At 68.1% G+C, this 21,047-nt stretch carries 20 protein-coding genes and 1 riboswitch; of the genes, 11 read left to right on the top strand and 9 right to left on the bottom strand.

The features are described from left to right. Nucleotides 1-77: 77 nt before the first annotated feature. Genes N536_RS0136925 through glnX form a run of 3 tightly spaced genes read right to left on the bottom strand, consistent with a single transcriptional unit; the run spans nucleotide 78 to nucleotide 4,599 of the window. On the bottom strand, nucleotides 78-2,327 hold the full coding sequence (locus N536_RS0136925) for a serine/threonine-protein kinase PknG (RefSeq protein ID WP_029118209.1): 2,250 nt from the start codon (nucleotides 2,325-2,327) through the stop codon (nucleotides 78-80). After that, entirely contained in the window at nucleotides 2,327-3,280 is a 954-nt protein-coding gene (locus N536_RS0136920) for a glutamate ABC transporter substrate-binding protein (RefSeq protein WP_029118208.1), read from the bottom strand. The genes N536_RS0136925 and N536_RS0136920 overlap by 1 nt, the downstream gene beginning before the upstream one ends. Further along, nucleotides 3,280-4,599, bottom strand: coding sequence for a protein kinase G-activating protein GlnX (glnX, locus tag N536_RS0136915; RefSeq protein ID WP_029118207.1), 1,320 nt, complete (start codon nucleotides 4,597-4,599; stop codon nucleotides 3,280-3,282). Before glnX ends, N536_RS0136920 begins: the two co-directional genes overlap by 1 nt. Nucleotides 4,600-4,760: 161 nt before the next feature. Between glnX and N536_RS0136910 the strand changes: the two genes are divergently transcribed. After that, the gene (locus N536_RS0136910; protein ID WP_029118206.1) at nucleotides 4,761-5,258 is read left to right on the top strand and encodes an NUDIX hydrolase; all 498 of its coding nucleotides are present in this window, start codon (nucleotides 4,761-4,763) and stop codon (nucleotides 5,256-5,258) included. On the opposite strand, the gene thiE is transcribed toward N536_RS0136910, so the two are convergent. Next, nucleotides 5,242-5,913 (bottom strand): thiamine phosphate synthase, encoded by a 672-nt coding sequence (gene thiE, locus N536_RS0136905; RefSeq protein WP_029118205.1) that lies wholly within the window; start codon nucleotides 5,911-5,913, stop codon nucleotides 5,242-5,244. The two genes, N536_RS0136910 and thiE, sit on opposite strands and share 17 nt — an antisense overlap. Nucleotides 5,914-5,955: 42 nt before the next feature. After that, nucleotides 5,956-6,066: riboswitch (TPP riboswitch) on the top strand. Between thiE and thiO the strand changes: the two genes are divergently transcribed. The 8 genes from thiO (at nucleotide 6,056) to N536_RS0136865 (ending at nucleotide 13,429) form a co-directional block, all read left to right on the top strand. Beyond that, nucleotides 6,056-7,075: a glycine oxidase ThiO gene (thiO, locus tag N536_RS0136900; RefSeq protein WP_029118204.1), complete on the top strand. Its 1,020-nt coding sequence runs from the start codon at nucleotides 6,056-6,058 to the stop codon at nucleotides 7,073-7,075. Its footprint overlaps the riboswitch before it by 11 nt. Continuing rightward, the gene (gene thiS, locus N536_RS0136895; RefSeq protein WP_029118203.1) at nucleotides 7,072-7,269 is read left to right on the top strand and encodes a sulfur carrier protein ThiS; all 198 of its coding nucleotides are present in this window, start codon (nucleotides 7,072-7,074) and stop codon (nucleotides 7,267-7,269) included. The genes thiO and thiS overlap by 4 nt, the downstream gene beginning before the upstream one ends. After that, on the top strand, nucleotides 7,262-8,020 hold the full coding sequence (locus N536_RS0136890; protein WP_029118202.1) for a thiazole synthase: 759 nt from the start codon (nucleotides 7,262-7,264) through the stop codon (nucleotides 8,018-8,020). Before thiS ends, N536_RS0136890 begins: the two co-directional genes overlap by 8 nt. After that, entirely contained in the window at nucleotides 8,017-8,778 is a 762-nt protein-coding gene (locus N536_RS0136885; RefSeq protein ID WP_029118201.1) for an SGNH/GDSL hydrolase family protein, read from the top strand. Before N536_RS0136890 ends, N536_RS0136885 begins: the two co-directional genes overlap by 4 nt. 13 nt (nucleotides 8,779-8,791) lie before the next feature. After that, the gene (locus tag N536_RS0136880; RefSeq protein WP_029118200.1) at nucleotides 8,792-9,715 is read left to right on the top strand and encodes an ABC transporter ATP-binding protein; all 924 of its coding nucleotides are present in this window, start codon (nucleotides 8,792-8,794) and stop codon (nucleotides 9,713-9,715) included. Continuing rightward, complete coding sequence (locus tag N536_RS0136875) at nucleotides 9,712-10,470, top strand: ABC transporter permease (RefSeq protein WP_029118199.1); 759 nt, start codon at nucleotides 9,712-9,714, stop codon at nucleotides 10,468-10,470. The genes N536_RS0136880 and N536_RS0136875 overlap by 4 nt, the downstream gene beginning before the upstream one ends. Before the next feature lie 14 nt (nucleotides 10,471-10,484). Continuing rightward, nucleotides 10,485-11,996 carry a M28 family metallopeptidase gene (locus N536_RS0136870; RefSeq protein WP_029118198.1) on the top strand — a complete coding sequence of 504 codons (1,512 nt, stop codon included), beginning with the start codon at nucleotides 10,485-10,487 and terminating at the stop codon, nucleotides 11,994-11,996. Beyond that, the gene (locus N536_RS0136865) at nucleotides 11,993-13,429 is read left to right on the top strand and encodes a M28 family peptidase (RefSeq protein ID WP_029118197.1); all 1,437 of its coding nucleotides are present in this window, start codon (nucleotides 11,993-11,995) and stop codon (nucleotides 13,427-13,429) included. The genes N536_RS0136870 and N536_RS0136865 overlap by 4 nt, the downstream gene beginning before the upstream one ends. Here the strand turns inward: N536_RS0136865 and N536_RS0136860 are convergent. The 4 genes from N536_RS0136860 to N536_RS0136845 are packed head-to-tail and all read right to left on the bottom strand — an operon-like array spanning nucleotide 13,426 to nucleotide 17,655. Then, nucleotides 13,426-14,571, bottom strand: coding sequence for an SRPBCC family protein (locus N536_RS0136860; RefSeq protein WP_029118196.1), 1,146 nt, complete (start codon nucleotides 14,569-14,571; stop codon nucleotides 13,426-13,428). The two genes, N536_RS0136865 and N536_RS0136860, sit on opposite strands and share 4 nt — an antisense overlap. Before the next feature lie 50 nt (nucleotides 14,572-14,621). Next, nucleotides 14,622-15,500, bottom strand: a complete 879-nt coding sequence (locus tag N536_RS0136855; RefSeq protein WP_029118195.1) for an ABC transporter permease — start codon at nucleotides 15,498-15,500, stop codon at nucleotides 14,622-14,624. Further along, complete coding sequence (locus N536_RS0136850) at nucleotides 15,500-16,405, bottom strand: ABC transporter permease (protein ID WP_081809543.1); 906 nt, start codon at nucleotides 16,403-16,405, stop codon at nucleotides 15,500-15,502. The genes N536_RS0136855 and N536_RS0136850 overlap by 1 nt, the downstream gene beginning before the upstream one ends. A gap of 5 nt (nucleotides 16,406-16,410) precedes the next feature. Beyond that, on the bottom strand, nucleotides 16,411-17,655 hold the full coding sequence (locus N536_RS0136845) for a spermidine/putrescine ABC transporter substrate-binding protein (protein WP_029118193.1): 1,245 nt from the start codon (nucleotides 17,653-17,655) through the stop codon (nucleotides 16,411-16,413). A gap of 127 nt (nucleotides 17,656-17,782) precedes the next feature. Between N536_RS0136845 and N536_RS0136840 the strand changes: the two genes are divergently transcribed. Beyond that, entirely contained in the window at nucleotides 17,783-19,171 is a 1,389-nt protein-coding gene (locus N536_RS0136840; RefSeq protein WP_029118192.1) for an aspartate aminotransferase family protein, read from the top strand. Between the two features lie 10 nt (nucleotides 19,172-19,181). Further along, entirely contained in the window at nucleotides 19,182-20,336 is a 1,155-nt protein-coding gene (locus tag N536_RS0136835; RefSeq protein WP_029118191.1) for an ABC transporter ATP-binding protein, read from the top strand. Here N536_RS0136835 and N536_RS0136830 read toward each other — a convergent pair. Further along, the gene (locus N536_RS0136830; protein ID WP_029118190.1) at nucleotides 20,317-20,982 is read right to left on the bottom strand and encodes a TetR/AcrR family transcriptional regulator; all 666 of its coding nucleotides are present in this window, start codon (nucleotides 20,980-20,982) and stop codon (nucleotides 20,317-20,319) included. The two genes, N536_RS0136835 and N536_RS0136830, sit on opposite strands and share 20 nt — an antisense overlap. Nucleotides 20,983-21,047: the final 65 nt, after the last annotated feature.

Below are 21,047 nucleotides of genomic sequence, written 5' to 3'. Positions count from 1 at the left end.
GACGCCAACGACGAGCCTGGCGCGCCGCCACCTACGAACCACCACCCTTCTGAGAGCGGCTTCCTCGAGCCACTGGCCTAGAACGTGCTCGTCGGACGCACGCTGTTGGCGAGGTCTACCAGCGCGTAGCGGTGTGCCTGGGTGGGCGCCAACCGGGCCAGTCCGCGCAACGCCGCCTCGACGCCGAGCTGCAGGCCGTGCTCGGTGAACGGGAAGCCCAGAATGTGGTTGGTACTTGCGGTGTTCTCGGCCAGCCAGTCCATCGCGGTACCCAACACCAGTGCCCGAATCTGCAGCACCCGCGGCTCCGTGTCGGGCAGGGCCTCCACACGGCGCGCGGCGTCACGGATCTGCTGCTCGGTGATCTCGCTGCCGGAACGTCCGGACAGCAGGGTGACGGCGCTGGTGAGCCGCGCCGTCGTGAAATGCCTTGAGGTGGGCGGCACCTGATCGAGCGTCTTCACGGCGGCTTCGCGCGCACCGGAGGCCGACTGCGCCCTGGCCAACCCGAAGCCGGCAGAGATCACGCCGTTGTCGGTGTTCCACACCGTCTTGTAGAAGGTCCCCTCATCGGTGGCGCCGCCCAGTTCGGCCGTCGCCGCCAATGCGAGCTTCGGCGCCAACTCGCCGGGCAGCGTGTCCAGCACTTCGGTGAAATGCTTTGTGGCCGAATCGTAGTCAGCCGATAGTAGGTCCGCGACGGCGCGGAACCACACCAACCGCCAGCGCCAGCCCACGCGGTCCGAAAGATCGTCTAGTTTGCGGTTGGCCTTGGCGACGTCGCCGAGGTCCAGCAGCGCGCGCACCTCCATCAATGGCAACTCGACCGACTCCGAAAGGTCGATGCCCTCGGATTCCAGCGTGCCGTGCCTGGCCGCGCGCAGCGAATCGAGCGTCTGGACGGGCTGGCTCAGCATCGTCGCCGACAATACGGTGGCGCCGACGTCGGCCGGATCGACCATGGGAACCGGTAGCGCCCTGACGATCTCCTGCGCGGTGAGCTTCTCCGAGTGCACCTGGCCGTCGAGGTAGACGTCGGTGTGGGCGACCAGCAGATCCACGCCGAACGTCGAGCGGGACGGGCTGAACACCGTCGACAGGCCGGGCCGCGGCACCCCGGTGTCATGGGCGACGACCTCGCGCAGCACGCCGAGCAGCTGACCCGACATCTCCTCGGCGCTGGCGAACCGTCGCCGCGGATCGGGATCGATCGCCCGCCGCAACAGCCTGCCGAACGAATCGTATTGCTTCAGAACGGGATCGTCGGCGGGCAGACCGTCGACGTAGCGACCGTTGCGGGTGCGCAGGTCCAGCGTCAGCGAGGCCAGCGTGCGGCCGACCGTGTAGATGTCGGTAGCCACCGTCGGCCCGGTCTTGACGATCTCCGGCGCCTGGTAACCCGGTGTGCCATAAAGGAATCCGTACGAATTGATGGTCGACACCGCACCGAGGTCGATGAGCTTGAGCTGCTCCTCGGTGATCATGATGTTCTCGGGCTTCAGGTCGTTGTAGACCAGCCCGCTGGCATGCAGGTAGCCGAGGGCGGGCAGGATCTCCAACATGTACGCGATCGCTTGAGCCACCGGCAGCCGGTGTCCCTTGGGCTGTTTGAGCGACGTTCCGCCGACGTACTCCATCACGATGTAGCCGACGGGGTCGCCGTGCTTGTCCTCGTGCTCGACGAAGTTGAAGATCTTCACGATCGCGGGGTGGGTGACCTCCGCGAGGAACTGCCGCTCGGCCATCGCGATCGCCTGCGCCTCGGCGTCACCCGAATGCACCAAGCCCTTGAGCACCACCGGGCGGTCGTTGACGTTCGTGTCGAACGCGAGGTAGATCCAGCCGAGCCCGCCGTGGGCGATGCAGCCCTTGATCTCGTACTGGTCCACCACCAGGTCGCCTGGACTCAGCTGCGGCAGAAAGGAATACGGGCTCCCGCAGTACGGGCACCAGCCCTCCGACAGTGCCTTGCCGTCGGACGACGAGCGGCCCACCGGCTTGCCGCAGTTCCAGCAGAACCGCTTGGCCTCGGCGACCACCGGATTCTTCATCAGCGCGGCGAGCGGATCGCGCGCCTGGACGCGCGGCACCTCGACGAGGCCGCCGCCGATCCGCCGGCTCGGTGACCACCGCCGCGTCACCGTGGTCATCTGGTCACGCGGTTCGGTGTCGGCGGTACCGACCGAGATGCTGTCCGAATCGTCGAAGGCGGGCCGGAACAGGGCCTGGGTGGACATCGGCCGCATCGTCGACAGCGAATCCCAGGTGACCTCCGAGCGCTGCGTGCCCGGATCCGTCACGTCGTCGTCTTCCCGTGGATCGGACATCAGCTGGTGTACCTCGGGCTGGGAGGAGCCGGCGCCGGACCGAGCACCGTCAACCACTTGCGGTACAACGTGTTCCACGTGCCATCCCGGCGGATTCGCTCAAGCGTTCCGTTCACGAACCGCACCAGGTCGGTGTTCTCCAGGTTGATCCCGATGCCGTAGGGCTCCTCGTTCATGCTCGGACCGACGATGTGCAGGTACGGATCCTGGCTCACCAGCCCGGCCAGAATCGAGTCGTCGGTGCTGACGGCGTCGACCTGGCGCTGCTGCAGCGCGACAAGGCAGTCGGCCCACGTCACCACTTCCACGACGACGGGCGGCGGGTTGATCTGCTGGATGCGCTGCAGCGACGTGGTTCCCTTCACCGCGCACACCCGCTTGCCGGAGAGGTCGGAGGCCTGCCTGATCGCGGAGTCCCGTGGCGCCAGGATCCGCTGGTTGGCCGACAGGTACTCGGTGGAGAAGTTGACGAGCTTCTTGCGCTCGCAGGTGATGCTCATGGTCTTCACCACGATGTCGACCTGGTTGTTCTGCAGCGCGGCGATGCGGTCGGCCGACGAGAGGATGCGGTATTCGACTTGGGAAGGGGTGCCGAAGATGTCGCGCGCCACCTCGCCCGCGATGTCGACGTCGAAACCGGTGATCTCACCGGTGATCGGGTCGCGGAAGCTGAACAGGTTGCTGCCGATGTCGAGGCCGACGATGAGCCTGCCCCGGTTGCGGATCGTCGACACGGCCGCGTCGGCCTGTGCCTTCGTGGGGAAGGGCCGCAGACTCGCCGTGCAGTGCTCGTCGTCGGCCCGCGCCGGCTGAACGGGCTCCGGCGGCACCTCCTCCATGCCCGCGGGCGTGGGCGGGGCAAGCGTCACCCCCGGCGCCGGGATCACCGGCGCCGCCTCACCGCATCCGGTCAGCACGGCCAACGCGACGAAGGAAACCAGAAGCCTCTTCATTACCGGTACTCGCTCATTCTCGGCCACAACCCCAGCGCCACCGCCACCGCCGCGATGACGCTCAGCACCGCCGCACCGACCGTCGCGCCCGACAGCACCCGCCGCGCATTGGCGATGTCACCACGCAACTGCTGCCTGCTCTCCTCGATGCCCTTGCTCAGCGCGGCGTCGAGCTTGTCGAACGCCGGCGTCGAATCGTCCTCCCCGGTACCGAGGGCCACCTGGGTCGCGGCCTGGTAGTTGCCGACGGCGACGTAGGCGTTGATCCGGTCGTCGGCGGCGCGCCACCGACGCAGGAGCTGTTCGGCGTCGGCCAGATCGCTCTTGTCGATCGCGTCTCTGCGGCCGAGGTAGTCGGACAGCTGCTGCTGCATGGTGTCGATGCGTTGGTAGTAGGACTGCTTGCGCACGCCCTCGTCGCCGCGCCGGATCAACGACAGCGTCTCGTCGGCGCGGGCCTGTTGGGCGGTGATCGCCATCGTGGTGACCGTCTTCAGTGACTCGGCGGCGGTGCTCTTGGCGCTGCGGCTGTCCGCGGTGGAGATGACGATCGCCGTCCCGACCCAGATGATCATGATCAGCACGGCCATGCCGCCAGCGACGAACCCGATGTTCACCCGCCGCCGGGTGCGGCGCGCCAGCCAGCGGTTGGCGAACGCGCCGAACAGCAGGGTCGCCAGAACCACCAGGATCACGGGCGCGGGAATGCGCGTCGATGCCGTCGTCTCGACGTCCACGCGCTGCGAGGTCTCCTCGTACAGCCGCTGCGCGTCGGGCAGGATCTGCAGCTGCATCAGCGACGACGCCTCGGACAGGTACGACGAGCCGACCGGGTTCCCGGCGCGGTTGTTGGTGCGCGCCGTCTCCACTAGACCGGTGTATACGGCCAGACGCGCGTTGACCCGGCCGAGCAGCAGTACCAGCCGCTCGTCGGTCAACCCGCTCGAAGCCCGGGTGACCGCGACGGACGCGTCGGTGATCGCCTGTTCATAGCGTTGGCGGACGTCCTGGGGTTCGGCGCCGGCGATGAAGGCCGTCGCTGCCGCGGCGTCGGCGACCGAAAGCTTGGTGTAGAGCTGGCCCGCCGCGAACGCCAGCGGTTCCGTGTGATTGAGGACGGTGGTCAGCGCCTGCTGACGATCGTTGATGGTGGTCGACGTGGCAAACGCGCACGCGATCACCAGCGCGGACAACACCATCCCGATGGTCAGAATGCGACCGGGGGTAGTCCAAAGGAACCACCAGCGTTGATGCGCGGGGGTGGTCGGCGACCGCGACGCCAGCGGCTCGGTCGAAGGGTGCGCCAACTCCACAGTCACCTGTGCGCGGACCTCAGCTTTCCGGCTACTTTCTCGAGAGCTCAACTATATGAAGAAATTCTAAGAGTTGTCGGCAGCGCGCGGGGGGAATCGGCGGCAGCCGATGTCGTCGCGCGTCACGGGCGGCAAGCAAACGCGACGAGACCTCCTATCCTGAACGCGTGCGAGGTGACGGTGACGGCTGGGTGTTGTCCGACGATGGCGCCCACTTCTGGGGCAGGCACGGCGCCGCCGGTCTGCTGCTGCGCGCTCCGCACCCCGACGGCACCGCCGCCGTCCTCCTCCAACACCGCGCCGTGTGGAGCCATCAAGGCGGCACGTGGGGTCTTCCGGGTGGCGCGCGCGACAGCCACGAAACCGTCGAGGAAGCCGCGGTCAGGGAGGCGCACGAGGAGGCCGGGCTGACCCCCGATCGGCTGACGGTGCGGACGACGGTCGTCACCGCAACGGCGTCGGGCAGTCATTGGACGTACACCACCGTCATCGCCGATGCGCCCGAACTGCTGGACACCGTGCCCAACCGGGAGAGCGCCGAACTGCGGTGGGTGATCGAGGACGAGGTGGCGGATCTGCCGCTGCATCCAGGGTTCGCCGCCAGTTGGGATCGGCTCCGCTCGGTGACGGCGTCGATTCCGCTGTTGGTCAACCCGCAGCGGTAAGCGCCGCCGCCAGCTCCCGCGCCGCGGCGGTGGGGTCGTCCGCGGCGGTGATCGCACGCACCACCACGACGCGACGCGCCCCCGCAGCCAGCACTTCCGGCAGTCGTTGCGGATCGATCCCACCGATGGCGAACCACGGCTTTTTCGTCGCGGTCTCTGCGGCCACCCTGACCAGGTCCAGGCCGGGCGCGGACCTGCCCGGTTTGGTCGGCGTCGGCCAGCACGGTCCGACGCAGAAGTAGTCCACCTCCTCGGCGACGGCCGCAGCCACCTGCGCGGCGTCGTGGGTGGACCGCCCGATCAGCGGGCCCGGTCGGAGAATGTCACGGGCCAGCAGCAGCGGCAGGTCGTCCTGGCCGAGATGCAGGACGTCGGCGCCGGCGGCCCGTGCGATGTCGGCGCGGTCGTTCACCGCGAGCAGGGCGCCGTGCCTGCGTGCCGCATCGCCGAGGATGTCCAGCGCCGCAAGCTCGTCGCGCGCCTCCAACGGCCCGAACCGCTGTTCGCCCATCGAGCCCTTGTCGCGCAGCTGGATGAGGTCGACGCCGCCGGCAAGTGCGGCGTCGGCGAACTCGGCCAGGTCACCGCGCTCCCGGCGGGCGTCGGTGCAGAGGTACAACCTGGCCGTGGCGAGGCGCTCGCGGGGATCCAGCACGACCGCGAGGTTAGCCGTTGACGGGGACGTCCGAGTAATGTGGACGCATCACACGGGAGTCCCGGGACCGGGGACTGAGAGTGGACCGCGCCAGTCCTTACCGTCACACCTGATCCGGGTCATGCCGGCGAAGGGAGCAGGAATGTCATCCGATCGGAACGGCCGGTCACTGGCGGTCGTCGGTGGTGGCGTCATCGGCCTGTCGGTCGCGCGCCGCGCCGCACTCGACGGCTGGTCGGTGCGCGTGCACCGAACCCAAGAGCCTGGCGCTTCCTGGGTGGCGGGCGGCATGCTCGCGCCGCACACCGAGGGCTGGCCGGGCGAGGAACAGCTGCTGCAGATCGGCCTGGCCTCGCTGCGGATGTGGCACGACGGGTTCCTCGACGGTCTGCCCCCCGAAGTGGTGACGGCCCGCGAATCGCTCGTCGTGGCGGTCGACCGGGCCGACGTCCAGGATCTGAAGACCGTCGCGGCCTGGCTTGCCGCCCAAGGCCAGCCGGTGACTCCGACCACCGCGGCCCGTGACCTCGAGCCGCTGCTCGCTCAGGGCATCCGGCACGGCTTTCGCGCCGAAACCGAACTCGCGGTGGACAACCGGGCGCTCGTGGCGGCGCTGGCCCAGCACTGTGAGCGGCTCGGCGTCGAATGGGCGCCGCCCGTAGATTCGCTCGACGACGCGCGGGACGCGGACACCGTGGTGATCGCGAACGGCATCGACGCGCCCGCGCTGTGGCCGGGCCTTGCGATCCGTCCCGTCAAGGGCGAGGTCCTGCGACTGCGCTGGCGTCGAGGCTGTATGCCGGTGCCGCAGCGCGTGATTCGCGCCAGGGTGCACGGCAGGCAGGTCTATCTGGTGCCGCGCCCCGACGGCGTCGTCGTCGGCGCCACCCAGTACGAGCACGGTCGGGACACCGCGCCCGCGGTGTCCGGGGTGCGCGACCTGTTGGACGACGCGTGTGAAGTGATGCCGGCGCTCGGCGAGTACGAACTCGCGGAGTGCGCGGCGGGCCTGCGCCCGATGACGCCGGACGGCGTGCCCATCGTCGGCAGGCTCGACGAACGGACGTTGGTGGCGGCCGGCCATGGCCGGTCCGGATTTTTGTTGGCGCCGTGGACCGCTGATCGGATCGCGGCCGAACTGAAGGTGGGTGTGCCCGCATGAAGGTGACCGTGAACGACGAAGCCGTCGAGGTCGAGGACGACACCACGGTGTCGGCGCTGCTGGCGACGCTCGGCATTGCAGAGAAGGGCATCGCGGTGGCGGTCGACTGGACGGTGCTGCCCCGATCGGAGTGGGAGCACGCGTTGTCCGAGGGAGCCAAGGTGGAAGTGGTGACGGCGGTGCAAGGTGGCTGAATCCAAGCTAACGATTGCGGGCCGCAGCTTCGGGTCGCGGCTCATCCTCGGCACCGGCGGGGCGGCCAACCTGGCGGTGCTCGAGGAGGCGCTCGTCGCGTCGGGCACCGAACTGACCACCGTCGCGATGCGCCGCGTCGACGCCGACGGCGGCACCGGGGTGCTGGACCTGCTGAACCGGCTCGGCATCACGCCGCTGCCGAACACCGCGGGCTGCCGCGGCGCGGCCGAGGCGGTGCTGACCGCGCAGTTGGCCCGCGAAGCCCTGCACACCGACTGGGTCAAGCTCGAAGTCATCGCCGACGACCGCACGCTGCTGCCCGACGCCATCGAATTGGTCAGGGCTGCCGAGCAACTCGTCGACGACGGCTTCGTCGTGCTGCCCTACACCAACGACGATCCGATCCTCGCCCGTCGCCTTGAGGACGTGGGGTGTGCGGCGGTGATGCCGCTCGGCTCGCCGATCGGGACGGGTCTCGGCATCGCCAACCCCCACAACATCGCGATGATCGTCGAGCGGGCCGGGGTTCCCGTGGTGCTCGATGCGGGCATCGGCACCGCCAGCGACGCCGCACTCGCGATGGAGCTGGGCTGCGAAGCGGTGCTGCTGGCCACCGCGGTGACCCGGGCGTCCGATCCGCCCGTGATGGCGGCCGCGATGGCGTCGGCGGTGGTCGCGGGCAGGTTGGCGCGGGAGGCCGGGCGGATTCCGAAGCGGTTCTGGGCGCAGGCGTCGAGCCCCAGCCTGTGAGCGGGCGGTACGTCGCGCTCGGCTCGTCGATGGCGGCTGGGCCGGGAATCCGGCCGAAGGCCGATGGCGCTCCTGCGGGGTCGGGCCGGTCGGCGGTGAACTACCCGCACCTGGTGGCGCGGCGGCTCGGACACCACCTGGTCGACGTGACCTTCTCCGGCGCCACCACCGCGCACGTCCTCACCGAACGGCAGCGTCACGCGCAGCCGCAGATCGATGCCATCGACGGGTCCGAGGACCTGGTCACCATCACCATCGGCGGCAACGACGCCGGCTACGTCCCGATGTTGTACGCGGCAGGGCTGCCGCGACTGCTGCGCTCGCTGCCCGTCGTCGGATCCAAGCTGCGTGAACTTCTCGACCCCGCCGCGCGTGACACCGCGCTGGCGCAGGTGGCCGATTCGCTGATCACCGTCGGTCGCGAGGTGCGGCGGCGCGCGCCGCGAGCCAGGGTGCTGTTCGTCGACTACCTGACCTTGTTACCGCCTCCAGGCACGTCTGCGCCCTTCCCGAGTGCCGACCTCGCGGCCGCCCGACACGTCGCCGACACGCTGAAGCGGCACACCGAAGCGGCGGCCGCCGCCACCGGTTGCGAACTCGTTCGCGCCGCCGATGCCAGCGTCGACCATCACCCCTGGTCGAACGATCCGTGGACGAGCGGCCTCGGTTTGCCTCTGCCGGGACGGCCGGCACCGCTGCACCCGAATGCGGCAGGCATGCGCGCCGTCGCAGACCTCGTCGTCGCCGCGCTGACCTGAGAGCATGGGTCAGGTGATCGAGCTCTCGGGTCTGACCAAGGTGTTCGGGCGGGGTCTTGCCAAGAACCGGGCCGTCGACGACCTCACCTGCTCGATCGAGCCGGGCGTGGTGACCGGATTCCTCGGTCCCAACGGCGCGGGCAAGACCACCACGATGCGGATGATCCTCGGGCTGGACCGTCCGACCTCGGGGTCGGCGACCATCGACGGCCGGTCCTACCGCCAGTTGGCGCATCCGCTGCGCACCGTCGGGGCGCTGCTGGACGCCAAGCAGGCGCACCCCAACCGCTCGGCGCGCGATCACCTGCGCTGGATCGCCGCGACCAATCGCATCGCGATCGAGCGGGTCGACGAGGTGCTCGACATGGTGGGGCTCACCACGGCCGCGGACAAGAAGGCAGGGACCCTGTCGCTCGGCATGAGTCAGCGCCTCGGCATCGCGGGGGCGCTGCTCGGTGATCCGCCGGTACTGCTGTTCGACGAACCGGTCAACGGCCTGGACCCCGAGGGCATCCGGTGGATCCGGACGCTGATGCGCACGCTGGCGTCGCAGGGCCGCACCGTGTTCGTCTCCAGCCACCTGCTCTCCGAGATGGCCAACACCGCCGACCGCCTGGTGGTGATCGGTCGGGGCAAGCTCATCGCGTCGACCACCGTCGCCGAGTTCGTCAGCGGTTCCGGTGCGGCCGCCGTCCGGGTTCGCAGCCCTCAGTTGGACAACCTGCACGGTCTGCTGTCCGACGCGGGCATCGAAACCACCCTGGATCCGGACGGCTCGGCATTGTCCGTGCGAGGCGTCGCGATCGAGGTGGTCGGCGAGCTGGCCGCCCGCAACGGAATCACCTTGCACGAACTCACCGCCCAGCGGGCCTCATTGGAGGAGGCGTACTTGAAGCTCACCGATGGCGACGTCGAGTTCCGGACGGCGAGCCGATGACGGTGTTGGCCGCGCTCGACGCCGAGCGCATCAAGCTGTCCACGATTCGCTCGCCGCTGTGGTCGTGCATCGCCGCGGCCGCGCTGAGTCTCGGCGTCGCGGCGCTGCAGGGCTCGTCGGCCTACGGCGCTGCGGGTCTGTCGCCGGAGAAGGCCGCGGTCGGCGTGGCGGTCTTCGGGGTTCCGGTGCTGATGGTGCTCTCGGCCATGACGATGACGGGCGAGTACCGCAGCGGGATGATCCGCACGACGTTCGCCGCGGTGCCGAACCGCACGCTCGTCGTCGCCGCCAAAGCCGTTGTGACCGCGGCATTCTCGGCCATCTACACCGCAGGCATGGTGCTCGGCGCCGTGCTGGTGGCCAGGATGACCGCCACCCCGCTGCTTGGCATGCACCTGTCGTTGACCGAAGCGGGGGTGTGGCGCGTTGTCGGGGCGTTGGCGTTGTTCGCCGCGCTGGCCGCCGTGCTCGGCGTCGGCGTCGGCACCCTGTTGCGCCATGCCGCCGGGGCGGTCGCGGTGTTGCTGCTCTGGCCCTTGGTGGTCGAGCCGATCCTCGGCAATCTGCCCGACGTCGGCTCCCAGGTTGGCCCGTACCTGCCGTTCGGCAATGCGTTCGTGTTCGCCGACGTGCAGTGGCTGTATCCGACGTACTCGATGCCATGGGACCGGCTGGGCTCGCTGGCGTACTTCGCCGCAGTCGTCGCCGCCGTGTTCGTCGCGGCGACCGTCGTGGTGAACCGCCGCGACGCGTGACTAACGTGGGGGCAATGCGGCGGAGATCACGGGGCACCCTGGCGGCTTTGACGGTGGTGGTCCTCGTGGTGACGCTGGCCGCCGGGTGCGGCGGGAAACCCGCCCCTGCGCCCGCCCCGAGCAGTACCGCGTCGACGCCGGCGACGGACTTCGCGGGTGAATTGCAGCAGAAGCTCAGTGTGGACGCGATGATGGCGCACCTCACCAAGTTGCAGGAGATCGCGGACGCCAACGGAGGCAACCGGGCGCTGGGTTCGCCTGGCTACGACGCCAGCGTCGAGTACGTCGCGAAGACACTGCGGGACAACGGTTTCGACGTCAAGACAGACGAGTTCGAAGTGCGGCTGCCGTTCGCCGACAAGCCGTCGGTCACGGTCGGCGGCGAATCCGTCAAGGCGAACCCGCTTGGCTTTACCATCGGCACGCCTCCGGCGGGACTCAGCGGTCCTCTGGTGCCCGCCCGCGCCGACGACAGCCCGGGCTGTGCGGCATCGGACTACGACGGTCTGAACGTGTCGGGCGCCGTGGTGCTGGTGGACCGTGGCACCTGCCCGTTCGCCGCGAAGCAGGCGGTGGCCGCCGAACGCGGGGCGATCGCGATGATCGTCGCCAACAACGTGGACGGCGACGAGGTGGGCGGCACGCTGGGGGAGCAGGCCGACGTGAAGATTCCCGTCGTCGCCGTCACCAAGGCCCAGGGCGCTGCGCTGCGGGCCGACCCTGCCCAGACCACGATCAAGCTCAACGCAGGCGTGCGCACCGAACGCACCCGCAACGTCATCGCCCAGACCAAGACCGGCTCCACCAGCGACGTGGTGATGGCAGGTGCGCACCTCGACAGCGTCCCCGAGGGGCCCGGCATCAACGACAACGGTTCGGGAGTAGCAGCGGTACTGGAAACCGCTGTGCAACTGGGGAGTTCGCCGCCGTTGCGCAACGCCGTGCGGTTCGGGTTCTGGAGCGCCGAGGAGCTCGGCCTAGTCGGGTCGACGAAGTACATCGAGTCGCTCGACGTCGAAGCGCTCAAGGACATCGCCCTCTACCTGAACTTCGACATGCTCGCCTCGCCCAACCCCGGGTACTTCACCTACGACGGCGATCAGTCCGCGCCGCCGTCGGCCAACGGCGGTGTCCCGCGCGTCCCCGAGGGCTCGGCAGGCATCGAACGCCTGCTGGTGGCCTACCTCAAGGGCGCGGGCAAGTCGGCGCAGGACACCGACTTCAGCGGGCGGTCGGATTACGACGGCTTCACGCAGGCCGGGATCCCTGCCGGCGGGTTGTTCGCAGGCGCCGAGGAGGACATGACCCGCGAACAGGCGGAACTTTGGGGCGGCCAGGCGGACAAGCCATTCGACCCGAACTACCACAAGAAGACGGACACCCTCGACCACATCGACCGCACCGCACTGGAGATCCAGGGCCGCGGGGTCGGCTACGCCATCGGGTTCTACGCGCAGGATCAGGGTGGGCGCAACGGCGTGCCCGTCCGTGGCGACCGCACCCGGCACGTGGTGACGGAGTCATGAGGCGGGCGGCGGCGCTCGCACCCCTGGCATTCCTCGTAGCGGCCGTCGCGGCCTGTTCGTCTGCACATCCCGCGACGCATCAACCGACCGATCCGGCCCGCGATCTGGCGGGCAAGGTAACCGTCGACGGCATGCGCACGCATCTGAACCGGCTGTCCGACGCCGCGACGGCCAACAAGGGCTCCCGCGCCGTCGGTACGCCGGGCTACGACGCCAGCGTGGACTATGTCGCAGGAGTGCTGCGCGACAAGGGATTCGACGTCCAAACGCCCGAATTCGACCGGATGGTCCAGACGGATCCGGGCAATCCCACGCTGACCGTTGCCGGCCGGCCGTTCGCCGTCGTGCAAGCGTCGCTGCTCCACGCCACCGCGCCTGCCGGGGTGAAGGCGCTCAGCCTCCGGCCGCAGAAACCGGCGGGATGCGGAGGCGCCGATTACGGCACCGTGAACGCCCGCGGCGCGATCGTGATCGTCGACGCAGGAGGGTGCTCGGTGGTCCAAAAGCACGATGCCGCAAGAGCCGAGGGCGCCGCGGGGTTGCTCGTGGTCAGTGACGCTGCGGTACCCGGCCTTTTCCCGGCGGGGTACTACCAAGGACTCGAGTTGCCCGTCGCGGTGATCGGCTCGGACGTCGACGCGCAGCTGCGGCGCACCACGGCACCGGTTCAGTTGGTCCTCGACGCGAAGTCCACCTCTGTCAAGGTGCGAAACATCGTGGCGCAGACCAAGACCGGCGATGCCCACAACGTGATCGTGGCCGGTGCCCACCTGGCGTCGGCGCCGAACAGTCCTGGCATGAACGACGACGGCTCCGGCGTGGCCGCCGTTCTCGAGACCGCAGCGCAACTGGGTGGCTCGCCTTCGGTGGCCAACGCCGTCCGGTTCGCGTTCTGGGGTTCCGACGAAGCCGGGCGGGAGGGGTCGACGAAGTACGTCGCGGGCCTCGACCGGCAAGGCCTCGACGACATCGCGGTCTACCTCGACTTCGACATGCTCGGATCCCCGAACGCCGGCTACTTCACCTACGACGGTGACCAGTCCGGACAACCCAGCCCCGGCATCCCCGTCGCAAGCGTGCCCAAGGGGTCGGCAGGCGCCGAGCGCACGCTCGCCGGCTATCTCAACCTCGCCGGTGTCCGCCCCGCCGACATGCCATTGAGTCGGGCCGCCGACTACGGCCCGTTCCTCGCCGCAGGCATTCCGGTCGGCGGCATCACGACGGGTGCATCGCAGCTGAAGAGCGAAGCGCAGGCGCGTCTTTGGGGCGGCCGGGCGGGCGCGCCGTTCGACCCCAACTACCGCACGGTGCACGACGGCCTCGACGACGTCAACGCGGACGCACTGGCCGTCACCGGCCCGGCGGTTGCCTTCGCGGTGGGAACGTACGCGGCATCGACCGACGGCCCGAACGGCGTCAAGCCGCGGAACTAGCCCTGGTACGCCCGGGCAACACGGGTGACGAACTGGTAGACGCCGTCCTCGTCGGGCGCCAGCGGGCCGGGGCGGGCATGCGGTGAACTCAGCCCACGTTGCACGGATTCGCACGCCGCCCAGTCCTGCTTGTTGGTCAGGTCCCAGAAGTCCACGGCGTAGGACGGGTCGAAGTCCGGTTGGGCGGCAACGTCTTTCGGGAACGCCCATGCGCATTCCACGTGCGTCCGGTCGACCGCGAGTGGCGTCATGAGATGCGTCATGACGTAGTCGGGATGAAGGCTCACCAGCAGATTGGGATAGCCGACCAGGTACATGACGGTGCGCAGCTCGTGTTCGGAAAGACCCTTGATCGCCACGCCACCGCTCTTGCCGGTCAATGACATGGTGTCGGCGCCGTCGACGATCGACATCCAGCCGCCCATCCAGGCGCCCGCGATCTCCAGATTCGCCCCGCTGGTCGGTGGGCTGATCCTGGACAGCTCGGGGTGGATCGTCGAACAGTGGTAACACTCCTGGTAGTTCTCGGCGATGACCTTCCAGTTGGTGGCGAGCTCGTAGGAGTGCCTGGTGACGACCGTGAGCTCCTCCGGGCGGTACGGGCCGACGACGTCTTCCAGCCCGGCGACGTGGTCGGTGAAGTCGGCGTCCTCGCCACTGGGGTCGACGAACAGCCAGCCGTGCCAGTTCACCAGTCGCAGTTCGACGAGGCCGAACCCCTCCGCGTCGAACCCGTCGACGTCGGAGAAGCCGGGCGCGTTGCGTACCCGCCCGTCGAGCCGGTACGACCAGGAGTGGTACGGGCACACGATGTTGCGGCGCTTGGCGGTAACGCCGCACCCGAGCAGTTCGTGGCCGCGGTGCCTGCAGGTGTTCGCGAATGCCCGGATCGTGCCGTCGTCCCCGTGCACCAGTAGCACCCCGTTGGCGCCGGAGCCGACGGCGCGCTGCGTTCCAACGGCGTCCAGGTCGCCGGCGTGCCCGACGCAGATCCATCCCGAGAAGATGTTGCGCCGTTCCCATTCGAACACCGCCTCGTCGACGTACGCGGCGCGCGGCAGCATGCGCGACTGGCCGAACGGAGCGAGCGCCGCGGCGAGGTCGTCGGCCGGAACCGGCGCCGGATCATGCTGTTTGAACATACAGTCAGGCTACTGCGGTGAGGCGGATTGGTCTAGATGGCGCGACCGCGTCAGGTCTCGCCTGCGAAGGCGGCGATGCCGCTGCCGGTCGTGTCGTCGTTCCGGGTCATCCTGCGGAAGATCAGATAGCCGATCACCACCGCGGCGAACGCGGCGAGGAGCAACAGCGTCGCAAGGGCATTGAGTGCCGGGGTTGGCGCGGCCCGCGCGGTGTTGTAGATCTTCACCGACACCGGTTCGGTCGCCGAGCCGTTGGACAGATACCGCACCAACACGAAGTCGTCGATCACGTCGGCGAAGACCAGGACCGTGCTGGCGAAGATCGCGGGCATCAACATCGGCAGCGTGACCCGGCGTAGAGCCTCCACCTGTGAGGCGCCGAGATCCATTGCGGCTTCCTCGTATTGCGGCCCGATGGTGGCCAGCCGCGCACGCACCAGCACTGCCGGGTAGGCCACCTGATACGTCACGAGTCCGACCACCTGCGCATCGGTGCCCAGGCCGAACGGCAGCGCCAGCGAGGTCACCATGAACAGCAGGGCGACGGCGAGCAGCACCTCGGGAATCACGAACGAAATCAACATCAGCACGTTGGCGCCGGCAGGCAGGCGGCCTCGCCACCGGTCGACGCCGATGGCGAACAGTACCCCGAGTGGAACGGCGATCACGGTGGCGAGCAGCCCGAGCTTCAGCGTCTGCAGCAGCGCCGTGTGCAGGGAGGCGTCGTGCCAGACCGACTTCGTCTGATCGCCCCAGTACCAGCGAAACGAGAAGCCCTGCCAATTGGTTCGGGATCTGCCGTCGTTGAAGGAGAACGCCACGGCGATGAGCACCGGCAGCAGCGACCACACCAGGTACGCGATCGTGATGCCGGCCAGAATGCGGGGTCGCCGCCATGGATCGCGGTACCAGGCGACCGGTCCACGCATCACGTCCGCACCTCGTCGCCCCGCAACGTCACCCGCACGTAGTAGACCATCGGCAGCACCGTGGCGACCAGCACCAGCATCACGAAGGCGCCGGCCTGTCCGGTCTGGCCCGGCGCCTGAACGCTGTCGTTGATCAGGTTTCCGGCCATCGCAGTCTTGGGTGATGCGGACAGCAGATCGTTGGTGAAGTAGTCGCCGAGCATCGGCAGGCAGGTGAGCAGGACCGCGGCCATGATGGTTGGTCTGCACATTGGCAGCGTCACGCGAACGAATGACGACACCCGGCTTGCACCAAGGTCTCTGGAGGCTTCCAGCATCGACTGAGACAGGCGGTCGAGCCCCGCATAGAGCGGCAGAATCATGTAGGGCACATAGCCATACGCCAGGCCGAGGACCACCACCACCGGCTGGCCGGTCAGCCAGTCCACGTTGACGTCGAACAGGCCGCCGAAACTCAGGATCTTGTTGACCAGGCCGTCATTCTGTAACAGGTTGACCCAGGCCAGCATTCGCATCATGTAGCTGATCCAGAACGGCGCGATCAGCAGCGCGATGAGCAGACCCTTGTGCCTACCGGCCAGTCTGGAGACGTAGTAGGCCACCGGGAACGCGATGCACAGGCAGAGGACGCTCGCCACCGCGACGTAGACGACGGTGCGCGCGAGCGCGGGGAAGTAGACTCCGCCAGGACCGATGCGGGTCAGCACGTAGGTGAACTGAGTGGGGTCCCACTGCAAGGGATTCCACACCGGCACGGCGGTGCGGAAGAGCGGGTCGCGTTGACCGAACACGATCGCCAGCACCACGTAGAGCGGCGCGAGGAAGAACAGCAGCAACCAGCCGATACCCGGTGCGGCCAGGATGGTCCACAGTCGGGTGCTGCGCTCCCGGGATCGCTGCAACACCGACGCTATGACCCGCCGGAGTTGAACGCGTTCCAGACGTTGCGCCACGCGTCCTCGTTGGTGGTGTCGAGCTCGAGCAGCCGATAGCCGGTGTCGAAGTACTCCGGCTTGACGATCGCCGACCGGAGGTTCTCCGGGATGAACTCCTCTGCCACCAGCGAATCAGCGGTGATCGAATTCTGCGGCGGCTGATACCCGATCGCCGAGAAGTTCTCCTTGGCGACGGCGGGGTCGAGCATGTGGTTGAGGAACAGGTGGGCCAGCACGGGGTTCTTTCCGCCCTTGAGCGTGACCAACATGTCGTTGTCGACCAGGCCCTTGCCGTCCTGCGGGAACCAGTACCGCAGGATCTCGGGTCCGATGCCCTCGGGAAGGTAGGACTGCGCGTTGATGATGTCGCCCGACCACATCTGACATAGCCCGATTTGTCCGGCGGGCATGTCGCTGTACATGGTGATGGTCACCTTGGGCGACGTCGCCTTCCCCAGTGCGGTGAGCTGCTCGCCCACCATCTTCAGATCGTCGGCCGATGACGTGTTGACGTCGGTGATGCCCTCTTTGAGTAGCACCATAGCCATCGCGGTGTGGAAGTCGTCGATGATCGCGGTCTTGTCCTTGTACGCGGGATCCCACAGCGCGGCATAGGGATTGCTCAGTTTGCCGATGTCGGCGGGCACTTGATCCGTGCGCCAACCCATTCCGGTGGTGTAGATGGTGTAGGGCACGGTGTACTGCCAACCTTGGTCGTACCAGGGGTTGGTGAAACTCGGCCACACGTTGGAGATGTTGGGGAGGTAACTGTGATTCAGTGGCCGCACCAGGCCCCCGGTGACCAGACGGCTGATCTCGGTGTAATTGGCGTTGTAGATGTCGAAATCGACGCCACTGCGGAGTTTGGTGATCGCCTCGTCGCCGTCGTTGAACGTCGAGACCTCGATCTTGACCCCGTACTGATCTTCGAAGTCCTTGATGGCCTTGGGGCTGAGGTAGTCGGCGTAGTTGTAGATCTTGAGCGTCGCGCCCTTCTCGGGCGGCAGGTTGTCGCCGATGGCCTTGTTGTCGTCGGCGATCGGCCATTTGACCGGGCTGTCCGGCTTCGCGATCGTCAGGCTGGAACTGGATCCCTGTGTTGCCGATGGCTTCGAACACGCGGCGAGGAAGGCGCCGAGTGTAGGAGCCGTTGCCGCGAGAATTGCGGCGCGCTGCAGGAATTGTCGACGGCTCGGAGCGGGTCCGTTGGGCACTGGCATCTGGGCCTCCCCGAAGGTTTCGCGTCTTGATCGCTGCTAGGACTCTCGCATAGACTGAATGCTCAGTCAACCGCTGACGAGCGCTTGCGCGAGGAAAATTCAACCGCTGGAGAGTGGAGGTTCGGCCATGGCTTCATCGGTGATCGAGAGTCCGGTGTCGGATGTCCTAAGGGATCGGCTGGCCCAGTTGATCGCGGACGAGGAGCAGGTCTTCCTCCGTCGTCAGCCGCGCAGCACCGAACTCATCGCCCTGGCCCGCGAGCACCTCGCCGGCGGCGCGACGTCCAACTGGCAGATCGCCGAACCGCAAGCGGTGTGGATGAGTCACGGCGCCGGCTCGAAGGTGTACGACGTCGACGGCACCGAGTACGTCGACATGCACGGCGGGTACGGCGCTTCCATTGCGGGACACGCTCATCCGGCGATCGTGGCCGCGGTCAGCGATCGCGTGCGCCGCGGCACCCATTTCGCCCAGCCCACCGAGGACGCGATCTGGATCGCGGGCGAGCTGTCGCGCCGGTTCGGTCTGCCGCTGTGGCGGTTCGCGAATTCGGGCACCGAGGCCACCATGGATGCCGTTCATTTGGCCCGGGCGCTGACGGGTTGCGACCTCATCATCAAGGTCGAGGGTTGCTACCACGGGCACCACGACTCGGTACAGGTGTCGGTGCTGCCCGACGCGGACGAGGTCGGGCCACGCGACCATCCGACGGGCGTGCCCGGCAATTCCGGCATTCCGGCCGCGATCCGCGAGCTGGTGGTCGTCGTGCCGTTCAACGACGTCGACGCCGTCGCCCGCGCGCTCGCCGAGCATCGTGGCCGGGTGGCCGCCATGATTCTCGAGCCCGTGATGATGAACGCAGGCATCATTCCGCCCGACGCCGGCTACCTCGCGGCCATCCGCGACCTGGTGCACGAGGCCGGGGCGTTTCTGATCTTCGACGAGGTCAAGACCGGCTTCACCACCGGGCCGGGCGGCGTCACCGCCCTGTCCGGCGTGGTGCCCGACATGGTGTGTTTGGCAAAGGCTTTGGGCGGCGGCATCGCGGTCGCCGCGATCGGCGGCACCACCGAGGTGATGTCGGCCATCGCCGACGGCCGCTACGAGCAGGTCGGCACCTTCAACGGCAACCCGCTGGCGATGGCGGCCACGCGTGCCACGCTGGCCGAGGTGCTCACCCCCGACGCCTACCGCCGACTCGACGCGAACGCGGCGCACCTGCGCGACGCGCTGCAGGCCACCATCGCCGAACACGGCTACGACTGGCACGTCGTCTCGGTGGGTGCCAAGGGTTGTGTGACGTTCCGGCGCGAGCCGGTCCGCGAGTTCCGCGACTTCCTCCAGATCGACGCTCGACTCGGACATCTGCACTGGCTCGTGCAGCACAATGGTGGTGTGTTTCTCCCGCCGTGGGGGAAGGTGGAGCAATGGCTGTTGTCCGTTCAGCACGACCGCGAGGACGTCGACCGGTTCGCGACGAACTTCGCGCGGTTCGCCGACGCGGTGGCGAACTGAGCGCCGTCCTGTGACCGGCGGTGAGATCCGGCTGGTCGAACTGGTCAAGTCCTTCGACGGGGTGCCCGCGGTCACCGGCATCGACCTCGACATCCCTGCGGGCCAGTTCTATTCGCTGCTCGGCGCTTCCGGGTGCGGCAAGACCACGACGCTGCGCATGATCGCGGGGTTCGAGAAGCCCGACTCCGGCCGCATCGAACTCGACGGTCGTGACGTCGCCGGTGACCCGCCGAACCGCCGCCCGGTCAACACCGTGTTCCAGACGTATGCGCTGTTCCCGTTCATGACCGTGTGGGACAACGTGGCCTTCGGGCTCCGGTATCAGAAGGCCTCGAAGGACGAGACCAAGCGGCGGGTGGCGGAGGCATTGGACCTGGTGCAGCTGCGTCCGTTCGCCAAGCGCCGGCCGGCTCAGCTCTCGGGCGGCCAGCAGCAGCGCGCCGCGCTGGCCCGCGCGCTGGTGCTGCGGCCAAGGGTCCTGCTGCTGGACGAGCCGCTCGGTGCGCTGGATGCCAAGCTGCGCAAGCAGTTACAGCTCGAGTTGCGCGCGGTGCAGCGGGAGGTGGGCATCACGTTCGTGTACGTGACCCACGATCAGGAGGAAGCGCTCACCATGAGCGACAGGATCGCCGTGCTCGCCGAGGGGCGCGTCGAGCAGGTCGGCCCACCTCAGGAGATCTACTCGAAGCCCGCCACGACGTTCGTGGCCGGCTTCCTGGGTGCGGCCAACATCTTCGATGCCGACGTGTTGGAACTGGCTGGGGCGTCGGCCATCTGCTCGGCGATGGACACGCGGCTCGGCGCGGCCGTCGACGGTTCGGTGCGCACGGGTCCGGCAGCCATCGTGATCCGCCCCGAACGGATCGCACTGCAGGACGTCGGGGCAGCGGTACCGCAGGGGCACAATGCCATTCGCGGCACCGTGACCGAAGTGGTCTACCTCGGTGCGTCCACGCAGGTTCATGTCGACGTCGGCGCGCCTGCGGCGTTGGTCGTGGAGGTGCCCAACGCGTCGGGTCCTGGATCGGTCGCCCATCGGCCGGGCGAAGCCGTCACGTGTGTCTGTTCCCACGACGCGGTGCGGGTATTGCACCGCAGCCGCGCACAGCCGATCGTCGACCCCCTGGCCGAGGACGCGGAGGAGCTCAGCCCTTCTTCGCTCTGATCGGCTTCTTCGCTGCGGGCTTCTTCGCCGGGGGCAGCTTCAGCTCGCGTTCGGCGAATCGCATGGCGATCCGATACGCCATGTCCGAGTCGACCTCCGGGTCGTCGAGTGCCACCTGGATCGAGAGTCCGTCGAGCAGTGCGCTGAACTCGAGCGCGAACAGTCGGGCGTCGATGTCGACGTCGAGCTCGTCCATCGCCTCGGCCGACTTGATGGCGTCGACGATCATCTTGCGCCAGCGGGCGTCCAGCTCGACGCGGCCGGCCCTGACCTCGTCGTGCCGGAAGGCCTGCGCCCAGAGGTCGAACCACAGTCCCCATGCGCCGGGAATCTCGTTGTCCGCCTCGGGTACACACGTCCACTTGATGAGCAACGAGAGGCGCTCCCGCAGCGAGGTGACTTCGGCGAGCATCTTCTCGCCTGCCTCGTAGAACGATTCCTCCGAGTGGCGCAGCGCATCGACGAGCAGCCGGTCCCTGGTGCCGAAGTAGTAGATGACCAGAGCCGAGCTCACTCCCGCGCGCTTGGCCACGTCGGCGATGCGGGTGTCGCCGAAGCCGCGTTCACAGATCAGCTCGGCTGCGGCGCGCAGCATCTCGGTGCGGCGGGCTTCGTTGTTCTCCGTCGCGGGCGCGGGTTCGGCCATGTGCTTGCGGTCCCCTCGTGCTGAGTACTTGTCTGTAGCGTAACACTTGATTAGATTGAACAGTC

This window comes from Mycobacterium sp. URHB0044 (assembly GCF_000620625.1).
Lineage (GTDB): Bacteria > Actinomycetota > Actinomycetes > Mycobacteriales > Mycobacteriaceae > Mycobacterium.
Note: the sequence above shows the minus strand (reverse complement) of the source record. Positions and strands in the feature narration are given on the sequence as shown.

Excerpts from the sequence above, each read along its gene's own strand:
- N536_RS0136860 (WP_029118196.1), bottom strand. The coding sequence starts at position 14,571 with ATGTTCAAACAGCATGATCCGGCGCCGGTTCCGGCCGACGACCTCGCC.
- N536_RS0136830 (WP_029118190.1), bottom strand. The coding sequence starts at position 20,982 with ATGGCCGAACCCGCGCCCGCGACGGAGAACAACGAAGCCCGCCGCACC.
- thiO (WP_029118204.1), top strand. The coding sequence starts at position 6,056 with ATGTCATCCGATCGGAACGGCCGGTCACTGGCGGTCGTCGGTGGTGGC.
- thiS (WP_029118203.1), top strand. The coding sequence starts at position 7,072 with ATGAAGGTGACCGTGAACGACGAAGCCGTCGAGGTCGAGGACGACACC.
- N536_RS0136840 (WP_029118192.1), top strand. The coding sequence starts at position 17,783 with ATGGCTTCATCGGTGATCGAGAGTCCGGTGTCGGATGTCCTAAGGGAT.
- N536_RS0136925 (WP_029118209.1), bottom strand. The coding sequence starts at position 2,327 with ATGTCCGATCCACGGGAAGACGACGACGTGACGGATCCGGGCACGCAG.
- N536_RS0136845 (WP_029118193.1), bottom strand. The coding sequence starts at position 17,655 with ATGCCAGTGCCCAACGGACCCGCTCCGAGCCGTCGACAATTCCTGCAG.
- N536_RS0136855 (WP_029118195.1), bottom strand. The coding sequence starts at position 15,500 with ATGCGTGGACCGGTCGCCTGGTACCGCGATCCATGGCGGCGACCCCGC.
- N536_RS0136920 (WP_029118208.1), bottom strand. The coding sequence starts at position 3,280 with ATGAAGAGGCTTCTGGTTTCCTTCGTCGCGTTGGCCGTGCTGACCGGA.
- N536_RS0136865 (WP_029118197.1), top strand. The coding sequence starts at position 11,993 with ATGAGGCGGGCGGCGGCGCTCGCACCCCTGGCATTCCTCGTAGCGGCC.
- N536_RS0136870 (WP_029118198.1), top strand. The coding sequence starts at position 10,485 with ATGCGGCGGAGATCACGGGGCACCCTGGCGGCTTTGACGGTGGTGGTC.
- N536_RS0136875 (WP_029118199.1), top strand. The coding sequence starts at position 9,712 with ATGACGGTGTTGGCCGCGCTCGACGCCGAGCGCATCAAGCTGTCCACG.